Genomic DNA, 21,942 nt, shown 5'->3' with positions numbered 1-21,942 from the left:
ATACATGTTTTTTATTTCGCAATTGCCGCGAAATATCGGTGTTGACCCTGATTAGCCAGCTGCCAATCGTTGAAACAAACCACCGGGCAAGCGGCCGATTGCACCATCGAGTTCTAGGGTGAGCAGTTGCGCTTGCAGTGCGGCGGTGTCTAGTCCACAACGTGCTTGCAAAGCATCTAAGCTCACGGGCGCGTAGCCCATGTGGGAGAGCAGTGGGTGTTCGCAGTCGTCACTTGGCATGGGGTCATCCGTTGCGAGTGCATCGGCAAACAAATTGACTTGCTGCTGCGGCGCAAGCTGCAATTCTTCCAATACGTCTTGCGCGTTTTCAACCAATTTAGCGCCTTGGCGAATGAGTGCGTGGCAACCGTGCGATTGCGTCGCGTAGATTGAGCCGGGGATGGCCAGCACTTCGCGATTCAACTCCAGCGCCATCTTGGCGGTGATCAGCGAGCCCGATTTCAAGGCGGCCTCCACCACCAAGGTGCCCAAACCTAAAGCCGCAATGATGCGATTGCGTTTCGGAAAATTGTGTGCGAGTGGTGCAGTGCCCAGGTGGTACTCGCTGATGAGCAAACCGTGTAAGGCAATCTGTTGAGCCAGTACCTTGTGTTTGCTCGGGTACACGCGGTCCAGCCCTGTGCCCACCACCGCCACGGTGTGCCAGTGCGCAGAGGTTTTCCCGCCTCGCAGCGCGCCGGTGTGTGCCGCACCATCGACGCCCAAAGCCAAGCCTGACACCACGCACAAACCAGCAGCGCACAAGGCCTCGCCAAACTGAGTGGCGATCTCTGCACCTTGCGGTGTGGGGTTGCGGCTACCCACGACGGCCACGGCGTTGCCCAAGGTGCGTTCGGTTTGTCCGGACACATAAATCATCAGTGGCGGGTCGGCCAGTTGCATCAACTCGGGCGGGTAGTGTGGGTCGCCCAGTGTCCACAAGGCATGACTGTGTCTGTCGGGTTGGTGGGCCAGCCACTGGTGGGTGCGCACGCATTGCACGGCGAGCTCGTTGGGCACGGTTAGCAGCGCTTGCGCTTGCTTGGGCGTGACCACTTGGCACAGAGCCGATTCGCTTTGTTCAAACACCGCTTGTGGGCTGCCGAAGCAGGCCAGCAGATTGCGCGCTGCCTCGTTGCCCACGCCCTCGGTCATGCTCAGGCGCAGCCAAGCACGTAACTCGTCTTTGTTCATGTGCCCTCCTGTGGAATTTGAAAACCCATTGTCAGAAGGCGTGTCACCTGCGTGCGCGGCCAAAGCTCGAAAACTTATAAAGTGCATGGATTAGTTAAAGTCCAACAGGCACACGCAAAGGACGTTTATGACGCGCTGGTTCAAACGAATTTTTAAAGCACTGCTGGGGCTGTGCATTTTGTCAGCCGCAGGCTTAGGGTTGTGGGTGTTTCATACACAGCCGATGTATGACGGGCAGCTCAGAAGCGAAGGCTTGAAAGAGCGAGTCAACATCAAGCGCGATGCCGCTGATGTGGTGCACATCTTTGCGCAGAGCGATCGTGATGCCGCGTTCGCCTTGGGCTTTGCGCATGCGCAAGATCGAAGCTGGCAACTCGAGTTCAACCGTCGCATCATGCAAGGCGAGTTGTCTGAAATCTTGGGCGAAACCACTTTGCCCACCGACAAGCTCATGCGTACCTTGGGGCTGATGCAAGCCGCACAAAAACAGCTCGAACAATTACCCATTGATGTGCGCGAACAGTTGCAAGCGTACAGCGATGGCATCAACGCTTTTCATGCCAACCGTCCACAAGGCTTGCCCCCAGAGTTTGCGCTGATGCGTACCCAGCCCGGCGGCAAAAAAGGCGTGGCGTGGCAGCCTGTCAATAGCGTGGCGTGGTCACTCGTGATGGCGTTGGATTTAGGGGGTAACTGGGGTAATGAGTTTGCCCGTTTGGCCGCTGCACGCAAGTTGAGCACAGCGCAGCTGTGGGATTTATACCCACCGTATCCCGGCGAAAAACCAGCTTCTGCTGTGGACCTCGCCAAGCTCTACCGAGACTTGGGCGTCTACAAAAATGATGAGGCGTTGAAAACATCTTTTTCTCTTCCCATCATTGGCGAGCCCGGGTTCAACGAAGGCCGTGGCAGCAACAACTGGGTGGTGGCAGGCTCGCACACCACCACGGGCAAACCGCTGCTGGCCAATGACCCGCACCTCGCTTTGAGCGCACCCGCCATTTGGTACTACACCCATTTAAAAACACCGAACACCGATGTGATGGGAGCCAGCTTGCCGGGCTTGCCTTTTGTCGTACTAGGTCGCAATGCGCAGGTGGCCTGGGGATTTACCAACACTGGCCCTGATGTGCAAGATTTGTATTTAGAACAAATCGATGCAACCAATCCCACACGCTACAAAACGCCTACGGGCTGGCAAACGTTTGACACTCGCACAGAGACCATCGCGGTCAAAGGCAAGCCGGATGTCACGCATGTGGTGCGCAGCACGCGCCATGGCCCCGTCATCAGTGATGCGCAAGCCGTTCATGCAGAAGTATTGGACATGTCGCGCTTTGTGTTGGCCTTGCGTTGGACCGCGCTAGACGCCGACAACCGCACCTTGGTCGGCGGCCTCAAAGCGCAGCAAGCGCAAAGCGTGGCCGACTTGTTGAAAGCCTATGGCGACAACCATTCGCCCACGCAAAACATCGTCATGGCCGACACGCAAGGGCACATTGCGTACAAGGCGGCGGGTCGTGTGCCCGTGCGCAGCGCAGCCAACGACATTCGTGGCGTGGCCCCCGCTCCCGGCTGGGATGCGCGCTACGACTGGACAGGCTGGATCGCGTATGCCGACATGCCTGCGGACGACGGCAAAAAAGGCTGGGTGTCCACGGCCAACCAACGCATCACGCCGCCTAATTACGCGCACTTTTTGGGTCAAGACTGGAACACACCGCACCGTTTTGATCGCATCGAGCAAGTGCTCAAAGCCAAGCCACAACACAGCTTCAAAGACATGCAGGCTTTGCAGAACGACACGTTGTCGTTGTCTACACTGACGCTCTTGCCCGTGCTCAAAGCCACACCATCGCAACACCCGCTGGCCGCCAAAGCGCTGCAAACTTTAGAAGGTTTTGATGGCCGCATGGATGCCGACAAAGCCGCGCCACTTTTGTTTGCCGTGTGGGCTGACGAACTCACGCGCGGTTTGGTCGAGCCTAAGCTAGGTGCCGATGTGTTCAAAGCGCAATACGGCAAACGCCATTTCAGATTGCTGCTAGAAAGCGTCATGCAGCAAACCAATAGCCCTTGGTGCGCACCCAAAACGTGTGCCGAGCAATCTAGCGCGGCGCTTGATCGTGCGCTTGATCGCATTGCTGCCATGCAAGGTAAAACGCCCGCGAGTTGGAAATGGGGCGAGGCGCATTCGGCGCTCAGCACCCACAAGCCCTTTGGTCAAGTGCCCGTACTGCGTGACTGGTTCAGCGTTCGCACGCCCTCGGATGGCGACTTGTTCACCGTCAACGTGGGCCAATATTGGGCGGGCGAAAAATACCTGCCTTTTGCCAACCGTCACGCCGCCTCGTTGCGTGTGGTGTACGACTTGTCAGATCTAGAGCAATCGCAGTTCATTTACCAAACGGGTCAAAGCGGTTTGGTGTGGTCCGACCAGTACAGCAACATGAAAACAGAATGGGCTGCAGGCAAATACCGACCCTTGCGCAGCAAGCCCGAGGCTTGGGCGCATGAACTGGTGCTGACGCCTTAAAGCTCAATTTCATCCCCTTCGCGGGGGCATTGCGGCGAGAGGCGAAGTTGCGATCAGAAGCAGAGACAATAGAGCCATGGCCAAGTTAGACATTCTTCGATACCCCGACCCCAAACTCACCACCGTCGCCAAGCCGGTGAAAGAGATTGACGCCCGCATCAAAACCCTCGTCGCCGACATGCTGGAAACCATGTATGACGCCAACGGCATTGGCCTGGCAGCGACGCAAATTGACGTGCACGAGCGCGTGGTGGTGATTGACACCTCAGAGGAGCGTGATCAACCGATGGTGCTCATCAACCCCGAGATCACGTGGATGAACGACGAGCGCGTCAAGGGCGACGAAGGCTGCTTGTCGGTGCCTGGCATCTATGACGGTGTAGAACGCGCCACCGAAGTGAAAGTGAAAGCGCTCGACCTTGATGGCAAAGAACGCACCATCGAAGCCGATGGTTTGTTGGCCGTGTGCCTGCAGCACGAGCTCGACCACTTGATGGGCAAGGTGTTTGTGGAGCACCTCTCACCGTTGAAACGCAACCGCATCAAAACCAAGTTGCTCAAAGCCCAGCGCGACGGCGAATAAATGAGTTCATCGCTTCGCGTTATCTTTGCCGGCACGCCCGAATTTGCGGCTGAGGCCTTGGCCAAAATTTTGGCCGCAGGCTATACCGTGCCATTGGTGTTGACCCAACCCGACCGCCCCGCAGGTCGCGGCATGAAGTTGCAAGCCTCGGCGGTGAAGCAATTGGCCGTGCAACACAACATCCCCGTGGCGCAACCCTTGAGCCTGCGTCTGGACGGCAAATACCCAGACGATGCAGCCGCTGCACAAGCCGCTATTGCCGAAGCGAAAGCGGATGTGATGGTGGTGGCCGCCTATGGCCTCATCCTGCCGCAGTGGACGCTCGATGCGCCACGCTTGGGCTGCCTCAACATTCACGCCTCGCTCTTGCCCCGCTGGCGCGGCGCTGCACCGATTCACCGCGCGATTGAAGCGGGCGACGCGCAAACGGGCGTGGTCATCATGCAAATGGATGCGGGTCTTGATACCGGCGACATGCTGCTGACCGATGTGCTCGACATCGCCGCAGATGACACCACTGCCACTTTGCACGACCGCTTGGCAGATATGGGCGGCGCCTTGATCGTGCGTGCTTTGGCCGATGCGCAGATGAGCAAGTTGCAACCCGTCAAACAACCCGAAGCGGGCATCACCTACGCCCACAAAATTGAAAAAGCCGAAGCGGCAGTGAAGTGGGCCGACTCGGCCCAAACCATTGGCCAGCGCGTGCGTGCGTTCAACCCTTTTCCTGCGGCATCCGCTCAGTTGGGTGATGACGTGATCAAGCTATGGCGCGCTTCTGTGGAAAACACCGCGCACAACAAGCCCGTAGGCACAGTGCTGAGCGCCGACGAGCACGGCGTGCGCGTGGCTTGCGGCGAGGGCGTGTTGTGCGTGACCGAGCTGCAGCGTGCAGGCGGCAAGCGCCTTAACGCCGCTGACTTTTTGCGTGGCTTCGTGCTCACAGCGGGCCAGCGGTTCAACGTCTGATGTTTTGGCAACGCCATCTGTATCAACACCCTGAGTTCAAACTCGGCATGCGCGACCTCGCGCCGCAAGCCTTTGGCCAAATTGCATGGGCACTCATGACCGGCGTGGCTTTGGTCAAGTCGGGCATGAGCGTGTTTGAGGCTGTGTTCATGACTTTGGTGGTGTATGCCGGTAGCTCTCAGTTGGCGGCAACGCCACTCATCGTGGCTGGCGCGCCTGCTTGGGTGGTGTTGGCTGCGGGATTTTGTGTGAACTTGCGCTTTGTGGTGTTTAGCTTGCACATGCGTGGCTACCTCATGCACTTGCCGCGTTGGCCGCGCATCGTGACGGGGTACTTCAACACCGATCCCACCTATGTGTTGTTCACTCGCCGTTTCGCACACCCTGCGAACACCGAGGAAGGACGCCTCACACAACAAGCCTATTTGGCGGGTTTGAGTTTTGCCAACTGGACCAGCTGGATTTCGTGCAGCTTGTTGGGCATTGCCTTGGCCAACGCCATTCCCACCTCATGGGGTTTGGGCTTTGCGGGCATCTTGTGTTTGTTGGGTATTCAATGCTCGTTGGCCAGCTCGCGTTTGCGTGTGTTGTCGGCCATCGTGGCCGGCATTGTGGCGGTGCTGGCGTACGCCTTGCCTTTGAAACTCAACATCGTGGTAGCCATTCTCATGGCGGTGTTCGCGTGTTTGATGGCAGAGCAGCTCAAGGCCGCGAAAGAGAGGCTTGCATGAGCAGCACCGACTTGAACGTGACCGACGCATGGACGCTGTGGGTCATCGTCGGCTTAGCCATCATCACCGTGGTCACGCGCTGCTTTTTCTTTTTAAGCAACACCGAATGGCACTTGCCCCATTGGGCGCAACGCGGCTTGCAATACGCACCCATCGCCGCGCTGTCAGCCGTGGTGGTGCCCGAGATTGTGATGACGCAAGGCGAGCTGATCGCCACTTGGCAAGACGCCCGCATTTTTGCGGCAGCAGTGGGCGTGGCGGTTTACTTTGCCAAGCGCAATGTGTTGCTCACGATCATCTTGGGCATGGGCGTTTATTTACCGCTGCACTTGGGGCTTGGTTGGTAATTAGCCGCGAACAAAGAGCGTGACGAGCTCGTCAGGCCCCACTTGGCGGCTCCAGTGCCCGTGCACCTTGGGGTCAAACGTGGCACCTGCAGGCAACACATCAGCCGAGTAAAAGTGCTCGCCCGGGCCAAAGATGCGCGACGTGCCGTCTTGCAAAAAAATTTCCATCTGACCTTCCAAAACAAACAACCACTGCGGGTTGTCGGTGCAATGAAAGTCGCTGCGAAACCCCACAGGGCTGCGGCGCAGCTGCATGCCGCCGCTGGCCATGAGGGGCGACAGACGCGCTTGTGGTTTGCCCTCGGTGAGTTCGACCGTTTCCTCGCGGAAACGCGCGAAGCCGTCGGTGTCGGTGAAGAGGATGACTTTGTTGAAAATTGGATTCATAGGGCACTACTTTACTTGGCTCTGGCGTGGGCAGACTTTCGCGCACGAGACAATCGTGGCTTGAACGTGCCGCCAGCTTGTTCACAATCAAGGCATTACACAGGAGCATCCCCATGAGCAAAATCGCACTCGTCACAGGCGCCAGTTCTGGTATTGGCAAAGCATGTGCCTTAGCCTTGTTGGCCGAAGGTTGGAAGGTGGTGTTGGTGGGGCGGCGCGCCGACGCGTTGCAAGCCACTGTGCAAGCAGCGGGCGGACACGCAGGCAATGCGCTGGCCGTGCCGTGTGACGTAAGTCATGAAGACGAAGTGGCCAAGCTGTTTGAACAGGTGCGCGCCAACTTTGGCCGTTTGGATTTGCTGTTCAACAACGCGGGTGTATTTTTGCCCGCCACCATGCCTGGCGATTTGTCGGGCGAAGACTGGCGTAAGTCAGTGGATGTGAATTTCAATGGCGCGTTTTATTGCCTCTCGCACGCGTTCAAGTTGATGAAAACGCAAAACCCACAAGGTGGTCGCATCATCAACAACGGTTCGATTTCGGCGCACGCGCCACGCCCCGGCTCCATCGCCTACACGGCCACCAAACACGCGATCACGGGCATGACCAAAGCGGCCGCACTCGATGGCCGTGCGTTTGACATTGCGGTGGGGCAGATTGACATTGGCAACGTGGCCAGCGACATGACCGAGAAGTTCGCCGCAGGCGCGCTGCAGGCCGATGGCAGCGTCAAGCCCGAGGCCCGCATGGACATGCAGGGCGTGGTCGACACCTTCATGGCCATGGCGCGTTTGCCGCTGTCGGCCAATGTGCTCTTCATGACCGTGATGGCCACCAAAATGCCGTTTGTGGGGCGTGGTTAAAGGGCCTGAAGCGCACAGCCTAGATTGCCAATTTCGCGCAAGGCTGAACTTTTAGAATAGCGGTAGTTTTTAACTTTTACCGCTTACTTCTATGAACGTCATTCGCTTCTCTGATTTGTGCGCCAACGGCTCGGCCAAAGGCAAACGTGTTTTCATCCGCGCCGACCTGAACGTGCCGCAAGACGATGATGGTCAGATCACCGAAGACACGCGTATCCGTGCCAGCGTGCCTGCCATTCGCATGGCGCTCGAAGTGGGTGCAGCGGTGATGGTCACATCGCACTTGGGCCGCCCCACCGAAGGCGAATTCAAGCCTAAAGATTCATTGGCCCCCGTGGCTGAGCGTTTGAGCGAGTTGCTCGGACGTCGCGTGCCGCTGGTGTCTAACTGGGTGGACGGTGTGGACGTTGAGCCCGGCCATGTGGTGCTGCTGGAAAACTGCCGCGTGAACAAGGGCGAAAAAAAGAACAACGACGAATTGGCCCGCAAGTTGGGCGCACTCTGCGACATCTTTGTGCACGACGCGTTTGGCACATCGCACCGCGCCGAAGGCACCACTTACGGTATCGCGCAATACGCGCCTATCGCTTGCGCAGGTCCTCTGCTCGCAGCAGAAATTGACGCCATCACCAAAGCCTTGGCCAACCCCAAACGCCCACTGGCTGCCATCGTGGCCGGCAGCAAGGTGTCGACCAAGCTGACCATCTTGAAGAGCTTGGCCAACAACGTAGACCAGCTCATTGTGGGCGGCGGCATTGCCAATACCTTCATGCTCGCCGCTGGCTTGAACATCGGCAAGAGCTTGGCTGAGCACGACTTGGTGGACGAAGCCAAGGCCGTGATCGAGTTGATGAAGTCTCGTGGTGCTGAAGTGCCAATTCCCACTGACGTTGTAACCGCGAAAACTTTTGCAGCCGATGCCCCAGCTACTGTGAAGAAAGCCACCGACGTGGCCGACGACGACATGATTTTGGACATTGGCCCAGAGACAGCAGCCAAGCTGGCCGAGCAGCTCAAAGCGGCCGGCACCATTGTGTGGAACGGCCCTGTGGGCGTGTTCGAGTTTGCTGCGTTTGAGAACGGCACGAAAACCATTGCACACGCGATTGCCGAATCCAGCGCTTTCAGCATCGCTGGCGGTGGCGATACCTTGGCAGCGATTGCCAAGTACGGCATCGACAAACAAGTGGGCTACATCTCTACCGGTGGTGGTGCTTTCTTGGAAGTGCTCGAAGGCAAGACCTTGCCCGCGTTTGAAATTTTGACCAAGCGCGCTGCGGGTTAATTACCAAGCACAAGCAAACGCAAACAGCTGTCGGCTCATGGCGTCTTGGCTTACAGGACGCCAGCCTTCTGGCACGGGCAGCGCTTTGATGGCGGGGCCGTTGCCCATTTTGTTGGGGTGGCTGCTGGCGCTGAGGGTTTTGTATTTGCCTTCGGTGCAGTCGTAGTCGATGTGTGATTTGACCGACTGTTGTCCTGTTTTGTCGGGGCTGGTCAGGTCATACACCACCCACACGCGACGGTTGTAGCCTAGCTTTTCAATCGACATAGAGTCGATGTAGACCGTGGCTATTTCGTTGCGCGTAACAGTCACCCACATGGCGTGTGCAGCAGCCGAGGCCAGCAAAAGCGAAAACAAGACAAAGCGTTTCATGGGTGTGAAGCGTACAAGAAAAAGCCCCGCAAATTCGTGTGAAGTTGCGGGGCTTGAGGTGGCTTGGCTGGTTAAGCAGCTTTCATAGCGCGGGGGCTAGTGACCTTGCCGTCGTAGGTCATCCAGCTGTCAGTCTTGAAATCGTACAGCTTGCAGTCGCGCGCGGTTTGCACATACCAGCTCCAAGAGAAGGGCTGAACGATGATGCGCTCTGGCAGCAACTCTTCGAGTTTGCTTTGTGCTTGTTTCAACTTGTACAGAGGGATGCTCATGTCCAAGTGGTGCGCAGTGTGTTCCATGATGTGGTGCATCAACGCGCCGATGTTGAAGGGGAAGGTCAAGTGCACGGTGGTTGACACAAAAGGCGACGCTTTAGACCAGCCTGTGCGCTCTTCGTGCCAAGACACGTCCACATGGGTGTGGTGTACGTACACCACGAAACCAATCATGGTCACCCAGAAGAAGAAAGGCACCACAAAACCCATCAACAAGATGTAGCCAATGGTTTGGTCGGTTGCAATCGCAGCCCACACCATGACAGCCACCCAAGCGGCACCAAAAGCGGTGATGAGCAAGCAGTCTTTGGTGAAGATGGGGCGGCGTGTAGGCATGTTCTTCTCGTTGGGGAACACCATCTTGTTCCACCAGATTTCGATCATGTAGTACAGGCCAGGCGCCCAGCCGCTGCGGTACACGCGGTCTTTGAGTTGTTCCCACTTGCTCAGGGCGGCAAACTCTTCGGGGGTGTAAGGGGCCCACACGAAGTCGAAGTTTTTGAGGTTGGTGTAACCGTGGTGCACCACGTTGTGGCCGATGTCCCACAAGCTGTAGGCGGTTAACGAAGGCAAGAACGCAATGCGGCCCAACCACTTGTTGAGGGTGCGGTGGGGTGTGAGGCTTTGGTGGCAAGCATCGTGGCCGATGATGAACAAACGGCCAATCACGAAACCTGCTGCGCAGCCGCTCAAGAGCTTGGCCCACCAAGATTCAAACAAAACAGTACCGGCCATGAGAGCGCCCCACAGCACGAGGTCAACGACGAGCATCACGATGGCGCGCAGGGTGGTGCGCTCAGCCAAAGGGATTAGCCACTCGCGCATGACTTTGCGGTGAGGCATCGGTTCGCCGGGAAGAATGGGTTGGATATGTGTGGTCATAGGAAGTGAATCTTAGGTAGCCGGTGCAGATGTGCACTGATTTGCATCAATTACTCCCATGATTATCGCCGCAGAAGCCTAAATAATGGGTGTTTACCCGTTGTTAAGCAAAGGCTATGGCGCGTAAAGGAGACATAAAGGGTGCGTTTGCAAGGGTTTGTGTGCTGAAAACCAACGCGAATGTGGCTTTCAAACATGTAAGAATCAAGCAAACTAAAACCAACAGGAGACACGCACATGGCCCGTCACGCCACCAAAATTGTTGCCACTTTAGGCCCCGCCTCTAGCGACCCCGCTCTGTTAGAGGCGATGATTCGCGCTGGCGTGAACGTGGTGCGCCTGAACTTCAGCCACGGCAAAGCCCAAGACCACATTGACCGCGCCCGTTTGGTGCGCGAAGCCGCCGCCCGCGCGGGCCGCGAAGTGGCCATCATGGCCGACTTGCAGGGGCCCAAAATTCGCGTGGGTAAGTTTGTGGATGGCAAGGTCATGCTCGAGAACGGCGCCAAGTTTGTGCTCGACGCCTCTCGCACCGAACCCGGCGATTTGCAAGGCGTGGGCTTGGACTACAAAGAGCTGCCTCGCGATGTGAAGCCCGGCGACTTGTTGTTGCTCAACGACGGTTTGATTGTGTTGACGGTCGATGCAGTGCGTGGTGAGCAAGTCCACACCACCGTCAAGATTGGTGGCGAGTTGTCCAACAACAAAGGCATCAACAAACAAGGCGGTGGCTTGACCGCACCAGCCCTGACTGGCAAGGACATGGAAGACATCAAAACCGCGATGAGCTTCCAAGCCGACTACCTCGCCGTGAGCTTCCCCAAAAACGCGACGGACATGGAAATGGCGCGCCAACTCGCCAACGTGGCCGGTGCTGAGTACAAACACAAGCCGGGCCTGATTGCCAAGATTGAACGTGCCGAGGCGATTCCGCTGCTGGACGAAATTCTGAAGGCCAGCGACGGCATCATGGTGGCGCGTGGTGACTTGGCCGTGGAGGTGGGTCACGCGGCAGTGCCGGCTCTGCAAAAACGCATGATCAAACTCGCCCGCGAGCACGACAAAGTGGTGATCACCGCCACGCAAATGATGGAGAGCATGATCACCAACCCTGTGCCCACCCGCGCGGAAGTGAGTGACGTGGCCAACGCCGTGATTGACGGTACCGATGCTGTGATGCTCAGCGCCGAAACGGCCGCAGGCAAATACCCGCTCGAAACCGTGCAAGAAATGTCCAAAATTTGCGCCGCTGCCGAGGCCGCCGAAGACGTGGAGTTGGACGCGGACTTTCAAGGCCAAACCTTCACCCGCATTGACCAAACCATTGCGATGGGTGCTCTGTTTACCGCTCACCACTTGGGTTGCAAAGCCATCGTGGCTTTGACCGAATCGGGTTCGACCGCTTTGTGGATGAGCCGCCATCGCATTCACATCCCCATCTACGCGGTGACCACCAAAGTGGCGTCGCAACGGCGCATGGCTTTGTTCCGCAATGTGCGCCCCTTGTTGATGGACACCAGCGCCGACCGCGACACCGCGTTGGCGCAAGCCGAAGCGCATCTGAAGCTGCGTGAAATCGTGGACACGGGCGACGTGTACGCCATCACCTGCGGCGACCCGATGGGCACGCCCGGCGGTACCAACATGCTGCGTATTTGCGAAGTGCGCTGACACCCAAAATCATCGAGATGCAAAGCTGGCGGGCCTTCGCGCCTGTCAGCTGGGTGCGATGCTGCGGCCTTTAAAATTGCTAGCAGTTAGATCAGTTTTTAATTTTTGAGGATTCCCCCATGGCACTCGTATCGATGCGCGAACTTTTGGACCACGCTGCAGAGCACGGTTACGGCATTCCAGCTTTCAACGTCAACAACTTGGAGCAAGTGCAAGCCGTCATGGCCGCTGCTGACGCCGTGGGCGCACCGGTGATCTTGCAAGCCAGTGCTGGCGCACGCAAATACGCGGGCGAGCCCTTCATCAAGCATTTGATTCAAGCAGCCACCGAAGCCTACCCACACATTCCTTTGGTCATGCACCAAGACCACGGCACATCGCCTAAGGTTTGCCAAGGCGCGATTGACCTTGGCTTTGGCTCCGTCATGATGGACGGCTCGTTGATGGAAGACGGCAAAACGCCATCGAGCTTTGAGTACAACGTGCAAGTCACCCAACAAGTGGTGGCGATGGCGCACAAAGTGGGCGTGTCGGTCGAGGGCGAATTGGGTTGCTTGGGCAACTTGGAAACTGGCGAAGCCGGTGAAGAAGACGGCATCGGTGCAGAAGGCAAGCTCGACCACAGCCAAATGCTGACCGACCCAGAAGAAGCTGCACAGTTTGTGAAGGCCACGCAGCTCGATGCCTTGGCGATTGCCATCGGTACCAGCCACGGTGCATACAAGTTCACCCGCGAGCCCACCGGCGACATCTTGGCCATCAGCCGCGTCAAAGAAATTCACGCACGCATTCCCAACACCCACTTGGTCATGCACGGCTCTAGCAGCGTGCCGCAAGACCTGCTGGCCCTCATCAACCAATACGGCGGCAAGATGAAACAGACCTACGGCGTGCCTGTGTCTGAAATTCAAGAAGCCATCAAACACGGCGTGCGCAAGGTCAACATCGACACCGACATCCGCTTGGCCATGACGGCTGCGGCGCGCAAGTTCATGTTTGAGAACCCAGAAAAATTCGACGCCCGCGAATGGCTCAAGCCAGCCCGCGAAGCCGCGATGAACATTTGCAAGCAACGCTATTTGGAATTCGGTTGTGAAGGCCAAGGTGCAAAGGTCAAGGGCGATAGCCTCTCTGTGGTGGCAGCCAAGTACGCCAAGGGCGAACTCGCTCAGTTGGTGAAGTAATCCATGTCAGCACTGCACACCTCTGCGCTTACTTCTTTGCCTTTGCTCGCACGCGGCAAAGTGCGTGACAACTACGCGGTGGGCGACGACCGCATCTTGATGGTCGCGTCTGATCGCATCAGCGCGTTTGACGTCATCATGGGCGAGGCCATTCCCGGCAAGGGCGAATTGCTGACCAAGATGGCCTTGTTTTGGTTTGGCAAGCTCGGTCACATTTGCCCCAACCACCTCACAGGCGAAGCGCCCGAGAGCGTGGTGAGCGCAGACGAAGTGGCGCAGGTCAAAGGCCGCTCCATGCTGGTCAAACGCTTGAAGCCCATCCCTGTGGAAGCGGTGGTGCGTGGTTATTTGGCAGGCAGCGGCTGGGCCGAATACCAAGAAAACCAAGCGGTGTGCGGCGTCAAGTTGCCCAAAGGCTTGAAGAATGCCAGCAAGTTGCCAGAGCCCATCTTCACACCCGCTGCCAAAGCGGCCGTGGGTGATCACGACGAGAACATCACCTACGAACAAGTGGTCGAGATGATTGGTGGCGGCTTGGCCGAGAAAATCAAAACCGTCAGCATCGCCTTGTACGAAACCGCGCGTGACGTGGCGGCGGCCAAAGGCATCATCATTGCCGACACGAAGTTTGAGTTTGGTTTGGATGCCAACAACAACCTCGTGTTGATGGACGAGGTGCTCACACCCGATTCATCGCGCTACTGGCCCGCTGACAGTTACCAAGAAGGCGTGAACCCACCGAGTTACGACAAGCAGTTCTTGCGCGATTGGCTAGAAACCGCGCAAGTGCAAGGCAAGCCTTGGAGCAAATCGCCTCCCGCGCCGCATTTGCCGCAAGAGGTGATCGCCCAAACCGCCGCCAAGTACCAAGAGGCCTGGGAGCGGTTGAAGGATTAAGCCCCTTTTGCCGCGATCAGTTCAGCGCCATGCTGAGCTTGCGGCGGTAGCGAGAAATCATCTCCAACACGGGGTCTTCTTGGACCGCAGCTTTGCCCGTTAACTCGATGCCGCCTGCGGTTTTACCGACGGCGGCATTTTCTGTTTTGGGCTTGGGTGGCGTGAGCAATTCGAGGATGGCCACATAGGTTTTACGGGCCACTTCGTTGTTCCACGTTTTGTCGCGCATGATGATTTCAAGCAGTTCTTCCATCGCGTTTTCAAACAGCTCGGCGGCAATCAACACGCGGGCTTTGGCCAAGCGGGTGTCGAAGTCGCGTTTGTTTTGGGCGATGGCGGCATCGAATTGTTCAAACGTCCATTCGGCGCGTGGGTCGGTCGACACAAACTGCAAAGCCTGCAGCCAGTAGTTGAGCGCATCAAAGCGCAGTTGCAACGGAATTTCGCTGAGCTTCGGGTGCAGCGTGGCTTCGGCTTCTTCGAGTTCGCCCACCGAGATGAGCAACTTGACCAAGTTGTAACGGGTCTCATCGTCAGTCGTGTTGAGGCTCAAGGCCTCTTGCAGTTTGGCAATGGCGGCATGTGCGTCGCCTGCGTGGATGAGCTGCTCGGCTTCTTGCGCATCGGCTTGCGCGGCCAAGTCGCTGTCAGATGGCAAATGCTTGTCCAAGAATTCGCGCACTTTGCCCTCGGGCAAGGCGCCCATGAAGCCGTCCACAGGGCGGCCACCCATGAGCAAGATGCAAGTGGGCAGGCTCTTCACGCCAAACGCGCCAGCCAGTTGTTGCTCGGTGTCCGCGTTGATTTTGACCAGCGTGAAACGCCCTTGGTAGTCGGCTTCGAGTTTTTCCAGCACAGGGCCGAGCGATTTGCAGGGGCCGCACCAATCGGCCCAGAAGTCCACCAACACGGGGGTGGTTTGAGAGGCCGCGATCACATCGGTCTCGAAATTTGCCATCGTCACATCAATCATGGGGGTCCCGTCTTAAAATTCGTTTTTGCTCACACACAGCCACATCATGACCCAGTGCCAAGTCGGTGTCGTCATGGGTTCCAACTCTGATTGGGACACCATGCAACATGCAGCCCAGATTCTCCAAGAATTTGGCGTCTCTTTTGAAACCCGCGTCGTTTCTGCCCACCGCATGCCCGACGACATGTTTGCCTACGCTGAAGCTGCCCAAGGCCGTGGCCTGCGCGCCATCATCGCGGGTGCGGGCGGTGCAGCGCACTTGCCCGGCATGATCGCCGCCAAAACCATCGTGCCCGTGTTGGGCGTGCCCGTGGCCAGCAAACATTTGCAAGGCGTGGACTCGTTGCACAGCATTGTGCAAATGCCCAAAGGCATTCCCGTGGCCACCTTTGCCATTGGCAATGCAGGTGCGGCCAACGCAGCGTTGTTTGCGGTGGCCTTGCTGGCATCGACGGATGCCGCGCTGGCCGACAAACTGCAAGCCTTCCGCGCGGCCCAAACCGAAGTGGCCCGCAACATGGCCCTGCCACCCGTATGAGCGCCACGCTGAAACCTTTGCCACCCGGCTCAACTTTGGGCGTTTTGGGCGGTGGACAGTTGGGCCGCATGTGGGCGCACGAGGCGCAGCGCATGGGCTACAACACGGCGGTGCTCGACCCCGATGCACACAGCCCCGCAGGGCTGGTGAGCCATCACCACATTCACACCGATTACTTGGACGCAGCTGGTTTGAAGCAACTCGCGACCACTTGCCAAGCGGTGACCACCGAGTTTGAGAACGTGCCCGCTGACGCGCTGGCGCAACTTGCTGCTAGTTTGCCCGTGTCGCCCGCTGCATCCGCTGTGGCCGTGGCGCAAGACCGTGCGCGTGAGAAGGCGCACTTTGTGGCCTGCGGTGTGCCTGTAGCTCCGCATGCAGTGATCGACACAGCCGAGCAACTCGCGGCGCTGCTGACCGACACAGCCAAAGCAGACAACTTATTGCCCGGCATTTTGAAAACCTCGCGCATGGGCTACGACGGCAAAGGCCAGCTGCGCGTGACCACGCGTGACGAGCTCAACGCTGGTTGGGCCAAGCTCGGCCAAGTGCCTTGCGTGCTCGAAAAAATGCTGCCCTTGGCCAGCGAGTGTTCCGTCATCATCGCCCGTGGTCGCGATGGTGCGATGGTCAACTTGCCCGTGCAACGCAACCTGCACCGCGATGGCATCTTGGCCGTGACCGAAGTGTTTGCGGGCAACGTGCCCGAGGCGCTGGCGATCCAAGCCATCACCGCCGCCAAAGCGGTGGCGCAAGAGCTGAACTACGTGGGCGTGTTGTGCGTCGAATTTTTTGTGTTGGCCGATGGCCATTTGGTGGTCAACGAAATCGCCCCCCGCCCGCACAACAGCGGCCACTACAGCCAAGACGCTTGCGATGTGTCGCAGTTTGAACTGCAAGTGCGCACCATGGCCGACCTGCCCTTGACGCAACCGCGCCAACACAGCCCAGCCATCATGCTTAACCTGCTGGGCGACTTGTGGTTCACCCATGGCGACACACAAACCGAACCCGCATGGGCACAAGTGCTGGCGCTGCCCGGCACGCACCTGCATTTGTACGGCAAGCGTGAAGCGCGCAAGGCTCGCAAGATGGGTCATCTCAACATCACTGCCGCCACGCCCGAGGCTGCGCGTGCTGTGGCTTTGCAGGCGGCGGCCATTTTGGGTATCGCCGCGTTTTAAATGATCCTCGACGGCCAACTCCCTAGCTCTATCACCGCCGCTGCACAAGCCTTGCAGCGCGGTGAGTTGTTGGGCTTGCCCACCGAGACGGTCTACGGCCTAGCCGCTGACGCAGGCAACGACCAAGCCGTGGCCAAAATTTTTGAAGCCAAAGGCCGTCCTGCCAACCACCCACTCATCGTGCACGTGGCCAGCGCGCAAGAGGTGACGCGTTTCGCATCCAGCATCCCTGACTTTGCGCAGCGCTTAATGGATGCGTTTTGGCCCGGCCCCTTGACGCTCATCTTGCCCCGTCGCCCCGAAGTGGCCGCTGCTGCTGCGGGTGGTCAAAACTCAGTAGGCGTGCGCTGCCCATCGCACGCCACAGCCCGTGCCGTGCTGCAAGCCGCTCAAGCCTTGGGCGTGTATGGTGTGGCCGCGCCCAGCGCCAATCTGTTTGGCCGCGTCAGCCCCACCACCGCCGCGCATGTGGCGGGTGAATTTGGCGAGGGCTTGCTCATCATCGATGGCGGCGCGTGCGAGGTAGGCATCGAGTCCACCATCGTCGACTGCACGCGCGGTGTCCCTGTGTTGCTGCGTCCCGGTGTGCTCACGCCCCAGCAGCTCAGTGCTGCTTGTGGTGTTGCGGTTGTCACCCCCCACGCACCCGATGCGGATGCACCACGTGCCTCAGGCACACTTGAATCGCATTACGCACCCACAGCCAAAGTGCAACTCATGACCGCAACGGACCTGCAAAAAGCAGTGGATGCGTATGCACATGCGCAGACCCAGGGTGCAGTTGCCATCTGGTCTGGCAGTGCTGTGCGCATACCACCCGGCAGCGCCGGTCTGTTCAAATGCCAAGCGATGCCGGCATCGGCTCAAGACTGTGCACACCAACTGTTTGCCCAATTGCGAAGCTTTGATGCCCAAGGCGTCGCGCACATCTGGGTTGAAATTCCGCCCTTGACCCCGCCATGGGATGGGGTGCGAGACCGCCTCACGCGGGCAGCCGCGCCAACTCGTTAAACTAATGCAGTACTCAAAAGAGAGCCTGTGATGAACCCAATTTTTAGTCGAACCCTCAAAGCCTTTTGCTCCGTGTTGGCGGCCGCCCTGTTGTCAGCCTGCGGGGCCAGCCATACGGTCGATCCTTTTGTGCCGACACGCATCATTGGCCTTGGCGACGCGTACAACGACACCACAAGCAGCATCTACACCGTGCGAGGAACGGGCACGGTGGAATCCGTGGTGGCGCAAGTGGCAGTTTGGTTTGGCACAGCCTCTAGCAATGTCAGCAGCTATGCGGCCAGTGGCAGCAACATCAGTTCCTTGACGGCACAAATCAGCGCCGCCAAAAGCGCGGTGGGTGGTAGTTTTGCCGCGACAGACTTGATCGTGGTCACTGCAGGCACAGAAGACATCAAGGCCGCTTATGGCGCTGCCAACCCCACAGTTGCGGCTGAAGCTGCTGCAGATGCTTTCACGTTGCAAATCGAGCAGCTGATTGCGGATGGCGCAAAACACATCCTGATCATGCAGCCGCTGGAGTTCTCGTTGACACCGTATGCCGCGAGCTTGCGTGGTACCTATGCGCTGGATCTCACCACCTCACCCACAGCCAAATTCAACGCCAAAGTGGCTGGTGATTTGCAGAGGTATGTGAGCCGAGCTGGCTATAGCTACAACCCTGTTATTTTTGGTGGCGCTGGGCTGTCATCCACATTCAATGACTATGTGTCTCGCGGTGTGGTTGGCGTGTTTGCCAACTCTACTGCACCCATTTGTGGCTCGGCTTCCACTCTCACGGGTTGCGGCCCTCAGTCCAGCGACAGCAACTACTTGTTTGCCGATGGCGTGAACTTAACGCCCGCCGGCAACCGTTGGGTGGCGAGCTATATGTTCAATGCCACACGCCAAGGCTGGCGTTAATCCATGGCTGATGCCTTGCGCCCAAAGCGCAAGCGCATCACCAAAATGCTGGCCGCCAACACCAGCGTGATCACGTTGGCAATCACCACGGGCCAAGCTTCGATCAGCAAGCCGTAGGCCAACCACAGCGCAATGCCGAGGGTGAACGCGCTGTACATCCCCAATGAAATACCGCTCACGTCGCGTGTTTTGAACGTGAGCCATGCTTGTGGCACAAAGCTCGCGGTGGTGAGGCTGGCGGCGGCGTAGCCGATCCATTCGGTGTAGTTCATTCTTGTCTTTCAAAATCAGGGCTGCTTGCCGGCCCAGTCAATCATGGCGTCTAGTGCAGGGCGTGCGGCGTTGGCATTGGCGTGGTGCAGAACAGCGACTACCACCAAGCGTTTGCCGCTGGCCGTGTCTACATAGCCTGCTACACCCGCCACATCACGCAAGCTGCCGGTTTTCAAGTGGGCGCTGGCTTGTGCTTTGCTGCGTTTCATCGTGCCGTCTAAGCCCGTGACTGGCAGCGAGCTCATCAGTTCAGACATGGTGGGTGAGGCCCACGCCACCTGTAGTAAACGTGCCAAGGCTTGAGCACTGATGCGTTCTTCGCGGCTCAGGCCCGAGCCGTTGTCAAACGTGGGCACATCGCCACCCACGCGCTCGTGCCACCAACGTTGCATCAGTTCACGCGACGCGTCAAAGCTGCCCACGCCGCGCTGCTGTTGACTGAGTGTGAGAAACACATGCTGTGCCATCACGTTGTTGCTGTATTTGTTGATGTCGCGAATGGTCTCGGCCAAGCTGGCGGATTCCATTTGGAACGCGGGCTGCAAGTTGGCAGGCACGTTGCCATCGCGCACTTGGCCGCTCAGTTGGCCACCCACCTGCTGCCACATGCCTGCGATGGCGCGCTGCGCAAATTGTTGAGGTGCGGCGTAGGCGATGGGCCACATTTTTTCGCCGCACACCGCGGGGAAGTTGCCAGCAAAGCGGATGCGTGTGGGGTCGCTCCAATCGGCACGCAAAGCGCTGCGGTAGTCGCTGCAATCGCCATTGCTCAGTGGCACTGTGGCAGGGAATTGCACACCTGCCAAGGGCGGTTCAATCTGCACACGCGCCACATTGGCAGAGCGGTCGGGCACGAACTGAATGAGTAGCGATTTGAAGTTGAGCAGCAGCGCATCAGGTGCGGCGTTGTAGGGGCGCAGGGGCTCGCCATCAAAGCTGGCGGCATCACGCGCAGGCACATCAAACGCACTGCGGTCGAGCACGATGTCGCCTTGAATTTTTTGAATGCCCAAGCCTTGAATACGTCGCATCAACAGCCACAAGCGTTCCACCACAAAGCGCGGGTCGCCGCTGCCTTTGATGTAAACATTGCCTTGCAACACGCCGTCACGCACGGGGCCGTCCACGTACACTGGTGTGCGCCACACAAACGCGGGGCCAAGCGTATCGAGTGCCGCCGTGGTGGTGGCCAGCTTCATCAAGGACGCTGGGTTCACGCGCACTTGCGCTTGGTGGCTCAGGCGCGGCGTGCTGGTGGCTTGGGTGTCGACCACCATCACATGGAAGTTGTCGCTTGGCACTTTGGCGCGTTGCAGCGCGGCCATGACCTCGGGTGGCAATTGGCCGATGTCCCCTGCTGTGTGTTTGGGGGGCTCGCTGCGAATAGCTTTTGAGTGAGGTGCTGCGTGGGCTGTGAGCGCAGCGGTGCACATCACAACAGCCGCGAACGTACATACCAACGGTGCGCCCACATAACGCCACCGTGCAGGGCTGATGCGGGGTGTGAGTGAATGCAAAGAGGGCATGTGCAAGCAGGTCATGGCCAAATTATCACGGCTGGGATAATCAGCCCCATGCACACCAACCAGTGGCTGGCGTTAGAGACCAGCACCGACACCCTTTCGCTTGCCGTGTCACGCGGTACACAGATGTGGACGCACACCAGCGCAGGCGGTGCGCTCACGTCGACGCACATGATTCCGCAAACTTTGGCCTTGTTGAAAGAAGCGGGCTTGGCCTTAACGGATTTGCAATCCGTGGTGTTTGGCCGTGGCCCTGGCGCGTTCACGGGCTTGCGCACGGCGTGCTCGGTGGCGCAAGGTTTGGCCTTTGGCGCTGACTTGCCCGTGTTGCCGATTGATACTTTGTTGGCCGTGGCGGAAGAGGCGCGTGTGTCAGCCGAAACTGCGGGTGAAGCACCCGTGACTCGCGTGTTGGCCGTGATGGATGCGCGCATGGAGCAGGTGTATGTGGCGGCTTATGAATTCATGCCACAAGCATCCACACCGCCTGCAGACGCGCTGAATGATTCATCTAAACAGACGTCCAGCCAGCTGAGCGGCGCGTGGCGATGCGTTCAAGCCCCTGAGCTGCACGCCCCAGAGTCTTTGACTTGGCCCGCCGATTGGTCGCAAGACAGCTTCATCGCCGCAGGCAACGCATGGCCTGTGTACGCAGGCCGTTGGCCCGCTGCGCTCACGGCGACGCAGCGTATGGCCTTGCCCACTGCTGCTGCGCTGCTGCGCCTTGCGCCTGCTGCATGGGCCGCGGGTCAAGCCGTGCCACCAGAAGAAGCGCTGCCGCTGTACATCCGCGACAAAGTAGCGCAGACCACCGACGAGCGCATGCAAATCAAGGCAGCACAAATTGCGCAAGCAGCGGCAACAACACGTTAATTTTTCGTACATCGTTCGATGACCGCTGTTTCAAAACCTGAAGTTCGCTTAGAGCCGCTCACCGAAGCGCGTCTCGACGAGGTGATGCGCATCGAAAACAGCGCCTATGCCCATCCGTGGACTCGGGGTAATTTTTCGGATTGCATCAAGTCGGGTTACCAGTTGCTGGCGCTCGTGGGCGGCGACACCTTGATTGGCTACTTTGTGGCGATGGAGGGCGTGGAAGAAGCGCACTTGCTCAACATCACCGTTGCGCCCGAGTTTCAAGGCCAAGGCTACGGCGTGCTCATGCTCGACGCGCTCGCGCTTTGGGCACGCGGGCGCAACGCCCAATGCCTGTGGCTAGAAGTGCGCGTGAGCAATGCCCGCGCCATGCAGGTGTACGAGCGCTATGGCTATCGCCGCGTGGGCGAGCGCAAAAACTATTACCCCGCCGACCACGGCCAGCGCGAGCATGCGGTGGTCATGTCGATGACGTTGTAAGCTAC

The 21,942-nt window shown here is 58.4% G+C and carries 23 protein-coding genes; 16 read left to right on the top strand and 7 right to left on the bottom strand.

Annotation, left to right across the window (positions count from 1 at the left end; all coding sequences use genetic code 11):
- Positions 1-51: 51 nt before the first annotated feature.
- The gene (gene dprA, locus QMG27_RS12295; RefSeq protein ID WP_281811732.1) at positions 52-1,194 is read right to left on the bottom strand and encodes a DNA-processing protein DprA; all 1,143 of its coding nucleotides are present in this window, start codon (positions 1,192-1,194) and stop codon (positions 52-54) included.
- Between the two features lie 127 nt (positions 1,195-1,321).
- Between dprA and QMG27_RS12290 the strand changes: the two genes are divergently transcribed.
- The 5 genes from QMG27_RS12290 (at position 1,322) to QMG27_RS12270 (ending at position 6,360) form a co-directional block, all read left to right on the top strand.
- A complete protein-coding gene (locus QMG27_RS12290) occupies positions 1,322-3,730 on the top strand; it encodes a penicillin acylase family protein (RefSeq protein ID WP_281811730.1) in 2,409 nt (802 codons plus the stop codon).
- Positions 3,731-3,806: 76 nt separating this feature from the next.
- Positions 3,807-4,313, top strand: a complete 507-nt coding sequence (gene def, locus QMG27_RS12285; RefSeq protein ID WP_281811728.1) for a peptide deformylase — start codon at positions 3,807-3,809, stop codon at positions 4,311-4,313.
- On the top strand, positions 4,314-5,282 hold the full coding sequence (gene fmt / locus QMG27_RS12280) for a methionyl-tRNA formyltransferase (RefSeq protein ID WP_281811725.1): 969 nt from the start codon (positions 4,314-4,316) through the stop codon (positions 5,280-5,282). It abuts the gene before it with no gap.
- Positions 5,282-6,013, top strand: coding sequence for an AzlC family ABC transporter permease (locus QMG27_RS12275; protein ID WP_281811723.1), 732 nt, complete (start codon positions 5,282-5,284; stop codon positions 6,011-6,013). Before fmt ends, QMG27_RS12275 begins: the two co-directional genes overlap by 1 nt.
- Positions 6,010-6,360 carry an AzlD domain-containing protein gene (locus QMG27_RS12270; protein ID WP_281811721.1) on the top strand — a complete coding sequence of 117 codons (351 nt, stop codon included), beginning with the start codon at positions 6,010-6,012 and terminating at the stop codon, positions 6,358-6,360. Before QMG27_RS12275 ends, QMG27_RS12270 begins: the two co-directional genes overlap by 4 nt.
- Here the strand turns inward: QMG27_RS12270 and QMG27_RS12265 are convergent, their stop codons facing one another.
- Positions 6,361-6,747, bottom strand: coding sequence for a hypothetical protein (locus QMG27_RS12265; protein WP_281811719.1), 387 nt, complete (start codon positions 6,745-6,747; stop codon positions 6,361-6,363).
- Between the two features lie 113 nt (positions 6,748-6,860).
- On the opposite strand from QMG27_RS12265, the gene QMG27_RS12260 reads away from it, so the two are divergent.
- Entirely contained in the window at positions 6,861-7,610 is a 750-nt protein-coding gene (locus QMG27_RS12260) for an SDR family oxidoreductase (RefSeq protein ID WP_281811717.1), read from the top strand.
- A 91-nt stretch (positions 7,611-7,701) separates the two neighbouring features.
- Positions 7,702-8,895, top strand: coding sequence for a phosphoglycerate kinase (locus QMG27_RS12255; protein WP_281811715.1), 1,194 nt, complete (start codon positions 7,702-7,704; stop codon positions 8,893-8,895).
- On the opposite strand, the gene QMG27_RS12250 is transcribed toward QMG27_RS12255, so the two are convergent.
- Positions 8,896-9,267: a surface-adhesin E family protein gene (locus QMG27_RS12250; protein WP_281811713.1), complete on the bottom strand. Its 372-nt coding sequence runs from the start codon at positions 9,265-9,267 to the stop codon at positions 8,896-8,898.
- A gap of 71 nt (positions 9,268-9,338) precedes the next feature.
- The gene (locus QMG27_RS12245; protein WP_281811711.1) at positions 9,339-10,424 is read right to left on the bottom strand and encodes a fatty acid desaturase; all 1,086 of its coding nucleotides are present in this window, start codon (positions 10,422-10,424) and stop codon (positions 9,339-9,341) included.
- A 237-nt stretch (positions 10,425-10,661) separates the two neighbouring features.
- Here QMG27_RS12245 and pyk point away from each other — a divergent pair, with 237 nt between their 5' ends.
- From pyk to QMG27_RS12230, 3 genes are all read left to right on the top strand, one after another.
- Positions 10,662-12,095 (top strand): pyruvate kinase, encoded by a 1,434-nt coding sequence (gene pyk, locus QMG27_RS12240; RefSeq protein ID WP_281811709.1) that lies wholly within the window; start codon positions 10,662-10,664, stop codon positions 12,093-12,095.
- 119 nt (positions 12,096-12,214) lie between these two features.
- Positions 12,215-13,279: a class II fructose-bisphosphate aldolase gene (gene fba, locus QMG27_RS12235; RefSeq protein WP_281811707.1), complete on the top strand. Its 1,065-nt coding sequence runs from the start codon at positions 12,215-12,217 to the stop codon at positions 13,277-13,279.
- 3 nt (positions 13,280-13,282) lie between these two features.
- Positions 13,283-14,176, top strand: coding sequence for a phosphoribosylaminoimidazolesuccinocarboxamide synthase (locus QMG27_RS12230; RefSeq protein WP_281811705.1), 894 nt, complete (start codon positions 13,283-13,285; stop codon positions 14,174-14,176).
- Positions 14,177-14,192: 16 nt separating this feature from the next.
- Here QMG27_RS12230 and trxA read toward each other — a convergent pair whose 3' ends face one another.
- Positions 14,193-15,149, bottom strand: coding sequence for a thioredoxin (gene trxA / locus QMG27_RS12225; protein ID WP_281811703.1), 957 nt, complete (start codon positions 15,147-15,149; stop codon positions 14,193-14,195).
- A 46-nt stretch (positions 15,150-15,195) separates the two neighbouring features.
- On the opposite strand from trxA, the gene purE reads away from it, so the two are divergent.
- From purE to QMG27_RS12205, 4 genes are read left to right on the top strand one after another with little or no spacing between them, the layout of a single operon-like run.
- A complete protein-coding gene (gene purE / locus QMG27_RS12220) occupies positions 15,196-15,687 on the top strand; it encodes a 5-(carboxyamino)imidazole ribonucleotide mutase (RefSeq protein ID WP_281811701.1) in 492 nt (163 codons plus the stop codon).
- A complete protein-coding gene (locus QMG27_RS12215; RefSeq protein WP_281811699.1) occupies positions 15,684-16,871 on the top strand; it encodes a 5-(carboxyamino)imidazole ribonucleotide synthase in 1,188 nt (395 codons plus the stop codon). The genes purE and QMG27_RS12215 overlap by 4 nt, the downstream gene beginning before the upstream one ends.
- A complete protein-coding gene (locus QMG27_RS12210; protein WP_281811697.1) occupies positions 16,872-17,882 on the top strand; it encodes an L-threonylcarbamoyladenylate synthase in 1,011 nt (336 codons plus the stop codon).
- A gap of 30 nt (positions 17,883-17,912) precedes the next feature.
- Positions 17,913-18,785 (top strand): SGNH/GDSL hydrolase family protein, encoded by an 873-nt coding sequence (locus QMG27_RS12205; RefSeq protein ID WP_281811695.1) that lies wholly within the window; start codon positions 17,913-17,915, stop codon positions 18,783-18,785.
- On the opposite strand, the gene QMG27_RS12200 is transcribed toward QMG27_RS12205, so the two are convergent.
- Both QMG27_RS12200 and dacB read right to left on the bottom strand, forming a co-directional pair.
- Positions 18,782-19,057 (bottom strand): SemiSWEET transporter, encoded by a 276-nt coding sequence (locus QMG27_RS12200; RefSeq protein WP_281811693.1) that lies wholly within the window; start codon positions 19,055-19,057, stop codon positions 18,782-18,784. The two genes, QMG27_RS12205 and QMG27_RS12200, sit on opposite strands and share 4 nt — an antisense overlap.
- A 15-nt stretch (positions 19,058-19,072) precedes the next feature.
- Positions 19,073-20,599, bottom strand: a complete 1,527-nt coding sequence (gene dacB, locus QMG27_RS12195) for a D-alanyl-D-alanine carboxypeptidase/D-alanyl-D-alanine-endopeptidase (protein WP_281811691.1) — start codon at positions 20,597-20,599, stop codon at positions 19,073-19,075.
- A gap of 33 nt (positions 20,600-20,632) precedes the next feature.
- Between dacB and tsaB the strand changes: the two genes are divergently transcribed.
- Together tsaB and rimI are read left to right on the top strand one after the other, a co-directional pair.
- Positions 20,633-21,454, top strand: coding sequence for a tRNA (adenosine(37)-N6)-threonylcarbamoyltransferase complex dimerization subunit type 1 TsaB (gene tsaB / locus QMG27_RS12190; RefSeq protein WP_281811689.1), 822 nt, complete (start codon positions 20,633-20,635; stop codon positions 21,452-21,454).
- Positions 21,455-21,472: 18 nt separating this feature from the next.
- The gene (gene rimI, locus QMG27_RS12185) at positions 21,473-21,937 is read left to right on the top strand and encodes a ribosomal protein S18-alanine N-acetyltransferase (protein ID WP_281811687.1); all 465 of its coding nucleotides are present in this window, start codon (positions 21,473-21,475) and stop codon (positions 21,935-21,937) included.
- Positions 21,938-21,942 lie beyond the last annotated feature (5 nt).

It is taken from the genome of Limnohabitans sp. MORI2 (assembly GCF_027925025.1).
In the GTDB taxonomy this organism is placed as follows: Bacteria; Pseudomonadota; Gammaproteobacteria; order Burkholderiales; family Burkholderiaceae_C; genus Limnohabitans.
This window is presented reverse-complemented; position numbering and strand designations above follow the sequence as displayed.